At 70.6% G+C, this 13,586-nt stretch carries 12 protein-coding genes; 5 read left to right on the forward strand and 7 right to left on the reverse strand.

What is annotated here, in order from left to right; translation table 11 throughout:
- Window positions 1-6 precede the first annotated feature (6 nt).
- Window positions 7-1,323, reverse strand: a complete 1,317-nt coding sequence (locus H286_RS0100345) for an ABC transporter substrate-binding protein (RefSeq protein WP_018188860.1) — start codon at window positions 1,321-1,323, stop codon at window positions 7-9.
- A 273-nt stretch (window positions 1,324-1,596) separates the two neighbouring features.
- Here H286_RS0100345 and H286_RS0100350 point away from each other — a divergent pair, with 273 nt between their 5' ends.
- Window positions 1,597-2,601 (forward strand): LacI family DNA-binding transcriptional regulator, encoded by a 1,005-nt coding sequence (locus tag H286_RS0100350; protein ID WP_020096662.1) that lies wholly within the window; start codon window positions 1,597-1,599, stop codon window positions 2,599-2,601.
- Window positions 2,602-2,607: 6 nt separating this feature from the next.
- On the opposite strand, the gene H286_RS0100355 is transcribed toward H286_RS0100350, so the two are convergent.
- The gene (locus H286_RS0100355) at window positions 2,608-3,576 is read right to left on the reverse strand and encodes an acetylxylan esterase (protein WP_020096663.1); all 969 of its coding nucleotides are present in this window, start codon (window positions 3,574-3,576) and stop codon (window positions 2,608-2,610) included.
- A gap of 115 nt (window positions 3,577-3,691) precedes the next feature.
- On the opposite strand from H286_RS0100355, the gene H286_RS0100360 reads away from it, so the two are divergent.
- Window positions 3,692-5,908, forward strand: a complete 2,217-nt coding sequence (locus tag H286_RS0100360; protein WP_020096664.1) for an NADP-dependent isocitrate dehydrogenase — start codon at window positions 3,692-3,694, stop codon at window positions 5,906-5,908.
- Window positions 5,909-5,971: 63 nt separating this feature from the next.
- Here the strand turns inward: H286_RS0100360 and H286_RS0100365 are convergent, their stop codons facing one another.
- The 3 genes from H286_RS0100365 to H286_RS0100375 form a co-directional block, all read right to left on the reverse strand.
- Window positions 5,972-6,424 (reverse strand): GNAT family N-acetyltransferase, encoded by a 453-nt coding sequence (locus H286_RS0100365; RefSeq protein ID WP_018188856.1) that lies wholly within the window; start codon window positions 6,422-6,424, stop codon window positions 5,972-5,974.
- Between the two features lie 58 nt (window positions 6,425-6,482).
- Complete coding sequence (locus tag H286_RS0100370; protein WP_020096665.1) at window positions 6,483-7,907, reverse strand: L,D-transpeptidase family protein; 1,425 nt, start codon at window positions 7,905-7,907, stop codon at window positions 6,483-6,485.
- Window positions 7,908-8,019: 112 nt separating this feature from the next.
- Window positions 8,020-8,448: a hypothetical protein gene (locus H286_RS0100375; RefSeq protein ID WP_020096666.1), complete on the reverse strand. Its 429-nt coding sequence runs from the start codon at window positions 8,446-8,448 to the stop codon at window positions 8,020-8,022.
- A gap of 119 nt (window positions 8,449-8,567) precedes the next feature.
- On the opposite strand from H286_RS0100375, the gene H286_RS0100380 reads away from it, so the two are divergent.
- Complete coding sequence (locus H286_RS0100380; protein ID WP_020096667.1) at window positions 8,568-9,185, forward strand: hypothetical protein; 618 nt, start codon at window positions 8,568-8,570, stop codon at window positions 9,183-9,185.
- Here the strand turns inward: H286_RS0100380 and H286_RS0100385 are convergent.
- Window positions 9,176-10,543, reverse strand: coding sequence for an FAD-binding oxidoreductase (locus H286_RS0100385; protein WP_020096668.1), 1,368 nt, complete (start codon window positions 10,541-10,543; stop codon window positions 9,176-9,178). The genes H286_RS0100380 and H286_RS0100385 overlap by 10 nt on opposite strands.
- Window positions 10,540-10,965, reverse strand: a complete 426-nt coding sequence (locus tag H286_RS0100390; RefSeq protein ID WP_020096669.1) for a YrdB family protein — start codon at window positions 10,963-10,965, stop codon at window positions 10,540-10,542. Before H286_RS0100390 ends, H286_RS0100385 begins: the two co-directional genes overlap by 4 nt.
- 143 nt (window positions 10,966-11,108) lie before the next feature.
- Here H286_RS0100390 and H286_RS0100395 point away from each other — a divergent pair, with 143 nt between their 5' ends.
- Window positions 11,109-12,218, forward strand: coding sequence for an ROK family transcriptional regulator (locus tag H286_RS0100395; RefSeq protein WP_020096670.1), 1,110 nt, complete (start codon window positions 11,109-11,111; stop codon window positions 12,216-12,218).
- An 85-nt stretch (window positions 12,219-12,303) separates the two neighbouring features.
- On the forward strand, window positions 12,304-13,566 hold the full coding sequence (locus H286_RS0100400; RefSeq protein WP_020096671.1) for an extracellular solute-binding protein: 1,263 nt from the start codon (window positions 12,304-12,306) through the stop codon (window positions 13,564-13,566).
- The last annotated feature ends 20 nt before the right edge of the window (window positions 13,567-13,586 follow it).

Consider the following 13,586-nt stretch of genomic DNA (forward strand, 5'->3'; position numbering starts at 1 on the left):
CCTCTCTCAGCCGAGCTTCTTCGCCGATGCGCCCCAGCGCTCGTTGAGTTCGGCGAAGTAGCTGTCCTTGTCGCCGTCGGCGGCGCCGCGGGCGATGTCGACGAGCTTCTGGCGGTAGAGCGGGCCGTAGAGGTCGATCTGCGAGTCGTCGGCGATCGCGTTGATCAGACCCTCCTTGCCGGCGGGGGCGGGATTGATCTCCATGAGCTCGACTCCCGAGTCCTCGAATCCGGCGAGGTTGGCGGGGAGCGGCTTGTCGATGACGGGGGACAGCATGCCCTGCGCCTCCGTGTAGCCGGAGTCGGCGGCGACCCACTGGATCCACGCCCACGCGGCGGCCTTCGCCTTCGAGTGCTTGCTCACGGCGAGGTTGTAGTCGCCGCCGATGACGGCGTACTGGGTGCCGTCGACGTTGGCCGGGAAGGCCATGTAACCGATGTCGTCGGCCGAGCCGCCGTTCGCCTCGGCGGCCGCCTGCATCTGCGAGATGGCCCACGAGCCGAGCGGCATCGTGGCGATCTTGCCGGTGCCGAGGTCGACCTTGGACTGCTCCCAGTTGGTGGTGAGCGGGTCCTCCTCCGTGAGTCCGGCCGCGACCGTGTCGTAGAGGAAGGAGTCGACCGCGTAGGTGTCGGTGCCCTCGGTCCACGGCGCGGGGTTCTCCGCCATCGTGATGGGGGCGTCGGGGTCGTGCGTGATAGAGCCGAGGTTCCCGAAGGCCTGCGTGAGCGGCCAGCCATCCTTGTAGTTGGTGTACATCGGGATCGCGTCGGTGTTGTCTTTCACCTTCTGCAGCGTGTCGAGCCAGCCGGCCTCGTCGGTGGGCAGGTCGGTGATCCCCGCCGCGTCGAAGACCTTCTTGTTGTAGACGATGCCGTTGGCGTTGCCGCCGAAGGCGATGCCGTACTGCGTGCCGTCGAAGCTCGCGGCGGGCAGGAAGCGATACGTGTCCTCGAACGACGAGGTCTTGCCGAGCGGCTCGAGGAACTGCTCGTACTGGTCGGGCTTGATCGCCGGGATGCCGATGACGTCGCCGTAGTTCGTGGTCGACATGCGGGTGAGCATCTCACCGGCGTAGTCGGTGATGCCCTCGAAGGTCACGGTGACGTCAGGGTACTTCTTGGTGAACTCCTTCGCGTACTTCTCGAAGGTGCCGTCCTCGACAAGGTCGGTGCGCCAGGTGACGACCTTGATGTCGCCGGCCACCTTTCCGTCGATCGTGTTGTCGCCGGCGGGCTGTGTGCCACCGCCGGCGCAACCGGCGAGGGCGATGCCAGCGAGCGTGAGCGTCGCGGCAGCAACGCCGATCCGTGTGCGTGCCATGTGTGCGTCTCCTGTCAGGTTCGTCTTCGAAACCACTCGGGTGCGGGTCGGCAACGGCGCCGACGCGGCTCACGTTAGACCCCCGACCGACCTCTCACAAGGCTTCGATGACAGCGCTGTCTGGACTTGTCCGAATGTCGATGCACATCCGCGAAATAGCCCTGGGCTGGGGTTTATTATCTCGGATGCGTCTTTGTGAGGCTTCCGATGTCAGACAAATGTCCATCGTCGTCATTTCTGTCCGGACTGCTATCGTGGGCGGCGGGAGGCACGATGACGGTGCAGCAACGGGCCACGCTCGACGACGTCGCGCGGCTGGCCGGAGTCAGCTCCAAGACGGTCTCACGGGTCTTCGCGCAGCGGGAGCTCGTCGCACCGCAGACGGTCGAGCGGGTCCTCGCCTCGGCGAAGCGGCTGCGCTTCCGGCCCAACAGCCTCGCGCAGGGGCTGCGCCGTGGGGGCAGCCGCACGGTCGGCTTCATCATCGGCGAGCTGAGCAACCCGTTCTACTACAAGGTCGCCGCCGGTATCGAGAAGGAGCTCTCCGCGCACGGGTTCAGCCTTGTCGTCGCCACCACCGACGACACCGAAGAGGGCGAGGGGCGCGTCGCCGATGCGCTCCTGGCGCAGCGCGTCGGAGCGCTGCTGCTCATCCCCGTCGGCGAGGACCAGTCCTACCTCGAGGGGGAGCGTCAGCTCGGGACCCCGGTCATCGCCATCGACCGCCCGGCCCGCAACCTCGCTGCCGATTCGATCGTCCTCGACAACCGCGCGGCCGTCCTCGAGGCGACCCGTCGGCTGACGGCGCTCGGTCACCGGCGCATCGCCTACGTCTGCAACCCGGCATCCGTCTGGACGCAGTCCGAGCGTCTCGCCGGCTACCGCCAGGCGATGGCCGAGGCGGGCATCGAGGCGGGGCGGTGGGAGATGCTGGGCGACGACCTGTCGATCCCGCCGCGGGAACTCGTGCAGCGCCTCTGGCAGCAGGATGCCTCGCCGACGGCCATCATCGCCGGCAACAACCGGGTGACGGTCGGCGCACTGCGCGCGCTGAAGGCGCGCGACGATCAGCGGACGGCGCTCATCGGCTTCGACGACTTCGACACCGCGGACGTGCTCGGTGTCTCGGTCATCTCATACGACCCGCTCGAACTGGGGCGACGCGCGGCCACCCTCGCGATGGAGCGCATCGGCGACCCCTCCGGCTTCGTGCGTCAGATCACCCTGCCGACGTGGATCATCGAGCGGGGCACCGGCGAGCGTCCGCCGGTCGACTGAGCGGACTCAGACCCGCGCCGCGAGGAACTCGGCCTGCCGCATCCACTGGTACGCCTGGCCGCCCTCGTGCTCGTTGAAGGGGAAGACCTCGATCTCCTTGTCCGCCCCGGCCCATGCGTTGAAGGCCGCGAACACGGTCGACGGCGGGCAGATCGGGTCGAGCAGGGCGACCGAGAAGAGGGATGCCGCCTGTGCCCGCGCGGCGAAGCTCACCCCGTCGAAGTACGAGAGGGTCTCGAAGACGCGCTCCTCCGCTCCGCGGTGGACGGCCAGGTACCGCGCGACCTCCTCGTACGGGTCGCGGCCCGTCATCCCGACGGCGCGCTCGAAGTGGCAGAGAAAGGGCACGTCGGGCATCGCCGCGACGAGATCGTCGCTGAGGGCTGCCGCCGCGATGGCGATGCCGCCGCCCTGGCTGCCGCCGCACACGGCCACACGGGCGGCATCCACCTCGGGGAGGGAACGCACCGCGTCGATCGCCCGCACCGCGTCGGTGAACACGCGGCGGTAGTAGTAGGTCTCGGGGTCGTCGATGCCCTGAGTCATGTATCCCGGGAAGGCGGGGCCGGAGCCGTGCGGGTCGGGGGTCGCCCCGCCCGATCCCCAGGCGCTGCCCTGACCGCGGGTGTCCATGAAGAAGTGCGCGTAGCCGGATGCCGCCCACCCGAGCCGCTCCACCGGCAGACCCCGGCCCCCGCCGTACCCGTTGAACTCGACGACGGCCGGCAGCGCGCCGTCGCGCGCGGTCGGCAGGAGCAGCCAGCCCTTCACGGGGTCGCCCGCGAAGCCGGGGAACGTCACGTCGAACGCCTCGATGCCCCGCAGGGGCGTCTCGACCGGGGTGACCACCGGCGACCCGCCGGCCTCCCGCGCGCCGGCGATCGTGCTCGACCAGAAGTCGTCGAAGTCGGCGGGGATGCGGATCTGGGGACGGTAGTCGCGGAGGTCGGGCAGAGGCAGATCGAAGCGCGGCACGGCCTCACCCTAGCGCCCGGGCGAGCCCCGGCGGAGATATCTCGACATCGAGAGAAACCGGGGTCGTGCGATACGCTGAGGAGCATCCGCGACGCCCTTTTCTTGGAGACGACACGTGCCTGATTCCACCATCATCTACACCTACACCGACGAGGCTCCCGCGCTGGCGACGGCGTCCTTCCTGCCGATCGTCGAAGCGTTCGCCGGAAAGGCCGGAGTCCACATCGACACCCGCGACATCTCGCTCGCGGGCCGCATCCTCGCGGCGTTCCCCCAGAACCTCACCCCCGAGCAGCAGGTGGGCGACGCGCTCGCCGAGCTCGGCGGTCTCGCCACCCTGCCCGAGGCCAACATCATCAAGCTGCCGAACATCTCGGCATCCATTCCGCAGCTCAAGGCGGCCGTCGCCGAGCTGAAGGCCGCCGGCTACGACATCCCGGACTACCCGGACGAGCCGAAGGACGTGGCCGAGAAGGACATCCGCGCCCGTTACGACCGCATCAAGGGTTCCGCCGTGAACCCCGTCCTGCGCGAAGGCAACAGCGATCGTCGTGCCCCGCTGTCGGTCAAGAACTACGCCCGCAAGCACCCGCACCGCAACAAGGCCTTCGCCGACGGCAGCAAGACCCGTGTCGCGACGCTCGGCCACGACGACTTCAAGGCCAACGAGACCTCGACGGTCATCGAAGGTGACGACGTCCTGACGATCCGCTTCACGGCCGAGGACGGCTCCGTCACCGAGCTGAAGTCGGGACTCAAGGTCCTCCCCGGCGAGGTGGTCGACGCGACCTTCCTCTCCGCGGCGGCCCTCGACGCCTTCCTGACCGACACGATCGCTCAGGCGGCGGCCGAGGACGTGCTCTACTCCGTGCACCTCAAGGCCACCATGATGAAGGTCAGCGACCCGATCATCTTCGGCCACGTCGTCCGCGCCTTCTTCGCCGACGTCTTCTCGCGCTTCGGTGACAAGCTCGCCGCGGCCGGCCTCACCCCGAACGACGGTCTCGGCGCGATCCTCGCCGGTCTCGGCCACGTCGAGGGCGGCGACGAGATCCGCTCGGCGTTCGATGCGGCCATCGCGAACGGTCCCCGACTCTCGTACGTCAACTCCGACAAGGGCATCACCAACCTGCACGTCCCCTCCGACGTGATCGTGGATGCCTCGATGCCGGCCCTCATCCGCAACGGCGGCAAGCTCTGGGGTGCCGACGGCGGTGAGGACGACACGATCGCCGTCATCCCCGACTCCTCCTACGCGGGCGTCTACCAGGCGACCATCGACGACGTCATCGCGAACGGTCCGCTGAACCCGGCGACCATCGGCTCCGTGCCGAACGTCGGACTCATGGCGCAGGCGGCCGAGGAGTACGGCTCGCACGACAAGACGTTCGAGATCCCCGCGGCCGGCACGGTCGAGGTCGTGAACGCGGCGGGCGAGGTCCTCCTCTCGCACGCGGTGCAGTCGGGTGACATCTGGCGTGCGACGCAGACCAAGGACGTCGCCATCCGCGACTGGGTGAAGCTCGCCGTCACGCGTGCCCGTGCGACCGGGGTCCCCGCCGTGTTCTGGCTCGACGAGAGCCGCGCCCACGACGCGAACCTCATCGCGAAGGTGAAGACCTACCTCGCCGACCACGACACCGAGGGGCTCACGATCGAGATCCTCGCGCCGGCCGACGCGACCCGGTACTCGCTCGAGCGCATCCGCCGCGGTGAGGACACCATCTCGGTCACCGGCAACGTCCTCCGCGACTACCTCACCGACCTGTTCCCGATCCTCGAGGTCGGCACGAGCGCCAAGATGCTCTCGATCGTCCCGCTGCTCGCCGGCGGCGGACTGTTCGAGACCGGTGCGGGCGGCTCGGCCCCCAAGCACGTGCAGCAGCTCGTCGGTGAGAACTACCTGCGCTGGGACTCGCTGGGCGAGTTCTTCGCGCTGGCTGCCTCGTTCGAGCACCTCGCCGACTACACCGGCAACGCACACGCGAAGGTCCTCGCCGACACCCTCGACGCGGCCACCGGCACCTTCCTCGAAGAGGACAAGTCGCCCGGACGCGCCCTCGGCACGATCGACAACCGCGGCAGCCACTTCTACCTCGCGACCTACTGGGCGCAGGAGCTGGCTCGTCAGACCGTCGACGCCGAGCTCGCGGCGGCCTTCGCCCCCGTCGCCGAGGCGCTGAGCTCGAACGAGGAGACGATCGTCGCCGAGCTCGTCGCCGTGCAGGGTGCGCCCGCCGAGATCGGCGGCTATTACCGTCCCGACCCTGCGCTGGTCGAGAAGGTCATGCGCCCCTCGGCGACGCTGAACGGCATCATCGACGGGCTCTGATCCCAACGAACGGATGCCCCGGCCGCGTCAGCGGGCCGGGGCATCCGTTCGTTCGGGGGAGTGTCAGAGCTTGATCTGCGCGACGACCTCGCCGTACTCGGTCTCGTCGACGGGAGTGAAGCCGACGCGCTGGAAGAACGCGTCCGGCCCGCCCTCGCCCGCTTCGTAGATGACGTTGACGTGGTCGAAGCCGCGCGCACGGGCTTCGTCGATGAGCTGGTCGACGGCGTAACGGCCGACGCCGCGGCCCTGGTCGTCGGCATCCACATTGATGCGCCAGAGCACCGAACGGAAGTGCTCGTGGGGGGCGTCCGCATCGAACCCGGCACTCACGAAGCCCACGACCTCGTCGCCGTCGAGGATGACGCGCTGCCACGAGGTGGCGGGATCGACCACGGTCGCCGCGATCGCGTAGCTCTCGGGCGTGACGAACCGTTCCTGGCCCGGCTTGAGGGAGAGCGTGTTCACACCGACGATCGTCGTCGCCGACAGTTCTTCTACGCGGAGGTCAGCCATGAGCACAGGCTAACCGGGATCGCCACGGACTGCATCCGAACGATCGATGCGCTTCGCGTCAGGAATGGATCCAGACGTCGCCGCCGTCAGGCATCCAGTCATAGAGCTTCTTGGCCAGGGCCGGAGGCATGTTGACGCAGCCGGCGCTCATCTGGTTGCCGAAGTTGTTGTGCCAGTACGCGCCGTGGAAGGCCTGGTTGCCGTTGAAGTACATGACCCACGGAACGTCGGGCTGCGTGTACTTGTTGCCGGTGTCGCGCGACGTGCCCTTCATGTCCTGCAGGGGGGTGCGCCAGCCGATCGAGTAGTGACCGGTGTACGTCACCGCGCCGTCGCGGCCGCTGGAGATCAGCCAGGTGTCGACGACCTTGCCGTTCTCCTTCAGGTAGAGCCGCTGCTCGCCGAGGTCGACCTCGGCGAGTCGGACGGTGCTCACCGTGTCGCGCGGCGTCACATCGACGGGCAGGTCGTAGGACGCATCGCCGGTGGCGAGCTGGTTGGCGAAGTCGCGGGCGATGCCCGAGGTCTCACCGAGGACGCGGCCGTCCTGGCCCGCGACGACGGTCGACAGCACGGTGCCCGCCTCGCTCGTGAGGACGTTGGCGCTCTCGGGGTCCTGGTTGATCTTCGTCGGCAGCGCGTCGACGGCCGCCTGGATCGCCGCGGCGTCGGCCGTGTAGCCGAACGTGCCGGACTCGTCGGCCGAGACCTGCAGCCAAGACGCGAGGGTCTCGGGTGCCACAGGCACGGCACGGTCGTCGCCGACATAGAAGCCGGCCTCGGCGATCATGTCGTTGAGGGTGGTCGCGGTCGCCTCGGCCTCCGTCGTCGTGACGGCCGACGCGACCGGCTCGGGCGTCGGGTCGACGCTGGCGGTGGTGGCGCCGTCGGCGAGGGCGGTCTCGAGGGCGGCGCGGACGGCGTCGATCGACACCCCGGTGCCGTCGACCGCCGGTGTCACCGTGTACGCGCCGTCCTGGAACGAGACGGCCGCAGGCGTCGGATCGGTGTACGCGTCGGGCAGTGCCGCGCGCAGAGCGGATGCCGCCCGGTCGGCGTCGAGGGTGACCTCAGGCGTCCCGTACTCGGCGAACCACGCGGTCACGTTCCACATGGGGCTGCCCGCGAAAGCGGCGTCGGCGACGGCGGAGGCATCGACCGAGGCGCCGAGATCGGCAGCCGACACGGTCGGGCCGCCGTCACCCAGCGAAACCTCGATGGACGCGAGGCGCGACGAGATCGAGTCGGCAGCGGCTCCCGCGGTCTGTCCGCCCACCGGCACTCCGGCGGCGGTCGTCCCCGGGGCGATCAGCACGAGCGAGCACACCGTGGCGGCGGCGACGACAGCGGCGACGGGCAGCCCGATCTTCAGCCACAGACGGCGAGGCCTGGGCGCCGGCTCGGCCGGTGCCCAGCGGACGTCGACGTGCCCACCCGATGCGGGCGTGCCGTCGGCGTCCTGGCGTGTGATGGTCTCGGACATCGATCTCCCCCGAGCTGCGGCCCGGCGTTCCCGACTCCACGGGGATCCGGGGTCTCGTCGCCAGGGCGAATGTCGCTTCCGAAAAGGGTACGCGACGTGGGCTGAATCCGGTTCACCGACCGCACAGATCGTGATAATCGGACACCGCCGTGCGGATGCGGTCGGTGGCGTCGGCGAGGCCCGTGGCGCCGTCGAGGTCGCCCGCCGCGGCATCCGCGGAGGCGTCCGCCAGAACGTCGAATCCGGCGCGGAGGTCGGCGACGATCGCCTCGACGCGTGCATTGTCGATCGATCCGGAGACCTGGCGCAGCGTCGTGCGGACGGCGGCGGTGGCCGTCGCGGCGGCGGCCGGGTCGGCGGCATCCGCCTCGGCGAAGTCGGTCATCGCACCGTCGACGGCGCCCGAGAGGGTCGCGCACGCGGCGGCGACGGTCTGCGTGTCGTGCCGCGGGGCCGCCGGCGTGCACGCGACGGCGATCGCGGCGATCGCGGCGGCGACGAGGAGGGTGCCCGCGGCGCGGGCGGGGCGGGATGCGGACACGTCGGGCCTCCTCGGGTCGGGACCGTTCGAGCCTGTCACGTCTCCGCTGGAGGAACGGTGGAACCCGGGCTCCGGCCGGGCGGGTGACAGCCCCGCACCGCGGGCCGTAGGGTGTGGCCATGCAGCGCACAACGGTGTGGTCGTGGCTCATCGGCGGTCTCCTGCTCGTCGGGCAGAGCGTGCTCGGCGTGCTCTCCGCCCTCGCCGCCCGCGCGGGAGACGCCGCCTCGGTACCGCTCGAACTCGGCGCCGCCGTGCTGGTCGCCGCCGCCTGCGTCGTCTACGCGTTCGGGTTGCGGCCCGAGGAGAGCGTCGTCGCCCGCCGGCCGGCGGGTGTGGTCATGCTGCTCTCGCTGGGCGGGTTCGTCCTGGTGCGCGCCGCGTGGTGGGCCGGCCCCACCGGGTACGCCGTCGGTGCGGAGCCGACCGCGGCGCTCAGTGTCATCGTCGCTTTCCTCCTGGCCATCGGGGGCGCGATCGCGATCCTCCGCATCGGGGTGATCCCGCGGCCGTGGAGTTGGATCCCGATTGCCGCCATCGGTCTGGGGCTCGGCCTCGCCACCATGTTCGCCGTGGCGACACTCGTGGCGCCGGGCGCCGGCGGTCCCGTCGGGGTGCTCCCCGCGTCGATCCCGGGTGTCGTCGGGATCATCTCGATCGTCCTGGCGGTCACGACGCAGCCGTCGCCGGCGCGGCCGTCGGCTTCACCGGCCGGCGCCGCCGTCCGTCACGGCTGAGGAGAGAAGACCTTGCCCGGGTTGAGGATCCCGGCCGGGTCGAAGACGGACTTGATCCCGCGCTGCAGCGACCACTGAACCTCGCCGAGCTCGTCTGCGAGCCAGCGGCTCTTGAGGACGCCGATGCCGTGTTCGCCGGTCAGGGTGCCGCCGAGGGCGATCGCCGCGCGGAACAGGTCGGCGGCCGCACGCCAGACCTCGGCGGGCACCTCGTCGCCCTCGAAGATGAAGTTGGGGTGCAGATTGCCGTCTCCGGCGTGACAGACCGTGGGGATCGTCAGCCCGTAGGCGGCTTCGATGCGGGCGATCTCGTCGAACATCGCCGGCAGCGCGCTCCGCGGCACGGACACGTCCTCGATCAACGCCGTTCCCAGCGTCTCCATCGCGGGGTGCATCGCCCGCCGCACCGCCCACAGCTGCGCGGCTTCCGCGTCGTCCGCGGCGAGCCGCACGGCTCCGCCGCTCGCGGCGAGGATGTCCGCGATCTCGGTCTGCTCGTGTGCCGCGGCGGCTCCGTCGGTCTGCACGGTCAGCTGCGTCGCGCCGGGCGTCGGCGGGGCGAGACCGAGGAGCTCATGCGCGGCCGTCAGGCTCACGGCATCCATCAGCTCCATGATCGACGGCTGGATGCCGGCCGCGGTCACGGCGGCGGCTGCGGCGGCGGCGGTGCGGACATCGGGGAAGAGGGCGGTGAGGGTCCGCGTCTCGCCGGGCACGAGCCGACGGAGCTTCAGGGTCGCGCCGACCACGACGCCCAGGGTGCCCTCCGAGCCGATCATGAGTGCCGTCAGGTCGTAGCCCGTGACGCCTTTGACGCTGCGATGACCCGTCGAGATGAGCCGCCCGTCGGCGAGGACGACATCGAGTGCGAGGACGGCGTCGCGGACGACTCCGTACTTCGCGCACAGCAACCCGCCCGCGCCCGTCGCGATGTTGCCGCCGACGGTCGAGATCTCGCGGCTGGCGGGGTCTGGTGGCCACCAGAGACCATAGGGGGCGAGGGTGCGCCCGAGGTCGGCGTTGAGGATGCCGGGTTCCACGACGGCGAGGAGGTCGTCCGGGCGGACCTCGAGGACGCGGTCCATGCCGCGCACCGACAGGGCGATTTCGCCGGCGCCGGTGTTCGCTCCTCCGGCGAGGCCCGTCCCGGCACCGCGGGTCACGACCGGCGTGCCCGTCGCGGTGGCGATCCGCATCGTGGTCTGGACGTCTGCGACGGATGCCGCGTGCACGACGGCGAGCGGTCGCCCGGCGGCGCGCTGCCCCGACTTGTCGGCGCGGGCCGCGTCGACGGCCGGATCGGAGGTGTCGACGCGCTCCCCGAGCGCCTCGCGCAGCAGAGCGACGACGTCGGTCACGACAGGCGGCGGCGCCCCGCCAGGACGCCGACCACGACGGCGACGACGGCGAAGCCGAGACCGATCCAGGCCTGCCCCGCGCTCCACCAGGCGATCGTCGCCGACAGGTAGATGAGCAGCTCGACGAGTCCGCGCACGAAGGGGTGGACGCGGATCACGGCGCGCGGCGAGGCGAACAGGCCCCACACGATGAGCGTCGCCAGGGGCGCGGCGATTCCGAAGACGATGTTCCAGGGGAGGTCCCACGCCGTGAAGCCCCAGATCGCGAGCGATGCGACCGCGAAGAGGGTGCACAGGAAGCTGAGGAGGTCGAGGGCCGAGAGCCGCTCGGCGGTCGCGGTGGTCCCCGTGGCGGCAGGTGCCGTGGCGGCGGGTGCGGGCTCCGCGGGTCGTTCGGGGCGGACGTGGGGGAGCTCGGACATGCCTCGATTCTACGGGGGCCGTCGTGACGGCCGGAGTGTAACGAGTTTGTTAAGACTGCTTGCAAAAGCGGGTCGCTCTCTTGCGGCATCCGTATTCGTAAGGCTTACTAACAAACATGCCGAGCCCGATCCGATCCGCAGCCGTGACCCGCTCCCGACGTGCCGCGGGCAAGATCCTCCCCGAGCACGCACGTGCCCACAATCGCGCACTGGTGCTGCAGTCGCTCTTCTCTGCAGGGGCGATGAGCCGCGCCGACCTCGCGCGCGAGACCGGACTCACCCGGGTCACCATCTCGGATCTCGTGGGGTCGCTCATGGAGGACGGGTACGTCGTCGAGCAGGGTGTGCGGGAGGCATCCGGCCCCGGCAAGCCCGCCATGCTCGTCGACATCGCGCGCGACGGTCATCGCATCGTCGGACTCGACCTGTCGGGCAGCGAGAGCCTCGTCGGCGCGGTGCTCACCCTCGACGGCGAGATCGTCGCACGCCACAGCGTCCCGGTCCCCGCCCGGCAGAGCGAGGTCCTCGACGCGATCGTCGCCCTCGCCCGCACGGTCGTCGCCGACGCCCATGCCCCGGTCCTGGGTCTCGGCGTCGGGACACCGGGCGTCGTCGACGACCGCGGCGTCGTCCTCGCGGCGCCCGGCTTCGGGTGGGCGGATCTCGACCTCGCCGGGGCCCTCGAGCGCGACCTCGGACTCCCCGTGCTCGTCGCCAACGACGCGAACGCCGCGGTCCTCGCCGAGCACACGTTCGGCGGCGCCGGCGACGACGTGATCCTCGTCCGCGTCGGCCGCGGTGTCGGCGCGGGCCTCCTCACCGGGGGAGAGCCGCTCGCCGGTGCCCGCTTCGCCGCCGGCGAGATCGGCCACGTCACCGTCGGTACCGACGGCGGACCCGCCTGCGCCTGCGGCAAGATCGGATGCCTCGAAGCCTGGCTCGCCGTCCCCGCACTCACCGAGCGCATCGCCGCCACCGGCGACCCCGACAGCGTCCTGCGCGACGCCGGCGAGCGGCTCGGCATCGCCCTCGCGCCCATCGTCGGAGCGCTCGACCTGTCGGAGATCGCGCTCTCGGGCCCCGCCGACCTGCTCGGAGGGGCGCTCGCCGAGGCCGCGGCCGAGACGGTCCGCACCCGCACCCTCGCCACGTTCCACGACGGGCTCCAGGTGCGGATGTCGACCCACAGCGAGGACATCGTCCTGCGCGGTGCGGCCGTCATGGTCCTCTCCGGTCGCCTCGGAGTGTCCTGACCCGCACCACCCGCACCACCCGCACCACCCGCATCCGCGACGACCCGTCCGGGCCGCCGCATCCCCACACAGTGAAGGAATAGCTATGAAGAAGACCCTCGGAGCACTGTCGCTCCTCGGCGCGTCAGCCCTCCTCCTCTCCGGCTGCGCCGGTGGCGGGACGCCCACCGGCGGGAGCGCCGAGACCGGCGACCTGACCGTCTGGCTGGTCGGCACCGACACGCCCCAGGACGCGCGCGACTATCTGAAGAAGACGTTCGAAGACCAGAACGACGGCTGGACCCTCACGATCGAGGAGAAGACGTGGGCCGACACCGGTGAGGCGTACGTCGCCGCGCTCTCGTCCAACGACGCCCCCGACATCGTCGAGGTCGGCAACACGCAGGCGCCGGGATTCATCTCGCAGGGCCTGTTCGCCGACCTCTCCGGCATCCAGGACGACCTCGGGGGCGATGACATGCTGACGAGCTTCGTCGACCTCGGGTCGGAGGACGGCACGCTCTACGCCGCGCCGTACTACGCCGGATCGCGCGTCGTGTTCTACTCGCCCGCCAGCTACTCCGGAGAGGTCCCGACGACGCTCGCCGACTACGTGAAGGCCGGCATCGACGGGACCACCGCGACGAAGTCGGGCATCTACGCCCCAGGCAAGGACTGGTACAACGCCCTGCCCTACATCTGGGCCAACGGCGGCGAGATCGCCACCCTCGACGGCGAGAAATGGGTCGGCGGATTCTCGAGCGAAGGCGGGATCGCGGGCCTCACGATGCTGCAGGACGTCTACACGAACGCGACCATCGCCCCCGCAGACTCCGACGAGACCGACCCCCAGGTGCCGTTCTGCGCCGGCGAGGTCGGGTTCCTCTCGGCGCCGGCGTGGGTGAAGTGGTCGATCCTCGCGGCCGCCGACGCCGAGGCGCCCGGATGCCCCGACGAGGCCGGTAAGGACCTGGCGGCGTTCGCCCTGCCCGGCATGAGCGCCGGCGAGGTCGCCCCGGTCTTCGCGGGCGGCTCGAACATCGCGGTCGCCGCGAAGTCGGACGCGCAGGACAAGGCGCAGGCGGCGCTGGAGATCATCCTGTCGGAGGGGTACCAGAAGATCCTCGCCGAGAACGGGCTGATCCCCGCGCGCACCTCGTTCGCGCAGTACCTGCCAGACGACGCCATCACCGCCGAGGCGGCCAAGGCCGCGGCATCCTCCAAGGCGGTCCCGGCGAGCCCCAAGTGGGCCGAGGTCGAGTCGGCCGGCGTCATCAAGGACGCGCTCGTGAAGATCGCGCAGGGAGGCGACGTCACCGAGATCGCCACCGCCCTCGACGGTCAGATCGAAGCGATCCTCAACTCCTGACCGACCTGTGCAGGGGGCGG

It is taken from the genome of Microbacterium sp. 11MF, assembly GCF_000383475.1.
Lineage (GTDB): Bacteria > Actinomycetota > Actinomycetes > Actinomycetales > Microbacteriaceae > Microbacterium > Microbacterium aquilitoris.

What these genes read in the sequence shown, in the direction of transcription:
- H286_RS0100380 (WP_020096667.1), top strand. Translation starts at nt 8,568, where the DNA reads ATGCAGCGCACAACGGTGTGGTCGTGGCTCATCGGCGGTCTCCTGCTC.
- H286_RS0100400 (WP_020096671.1), top strand. Translation starts at nt 12,304, where the DNA reads ATGAAGAAGACCCTCGGAGCACTGTCGCTCCTCGGCGCGTCAGCCCTC.
- H286_RS0100390 (WP_020096669.1), bottom strand. Translation starts at nt 10,965, where the DNA reads ATGTCCGAGCTCCCCCACGTCCGCCCCGAACGACCCGCGGAGCCCGCA.
- H286_RS0100345 (WP_018188860.1), bottom strand. Translation starts at nt 1,323, where the DNA reads ATGGCACGCACACGGATCGGCGTTGCTGCCGCGACGCTCACGCTCGCT.
- H286_RS0100350 (WP_020096662.1), top strand. Translation starts at nt 1,597, where the DNA reads ATGACGGTGCAGCAACGGGCCACGCTCGACGACGTCGCGCGGCTGGCC.
- H286_RS0100370 (WP_020096665.1), bottom strand. Translation starts at nt 7,907, where the DNA reads ATGTCCGAGACCATCACACGCCAGGACGCCGACGGCACGCCCGCATCG.
- H286_RS0100365 (WP_018188856.1), bottom strand. Translation starts at nt 6,424, where the DNA reads ATGGCTGACCTCCGCGTAGAAGAACTGTCGGCGACGACGATCGTCGGT.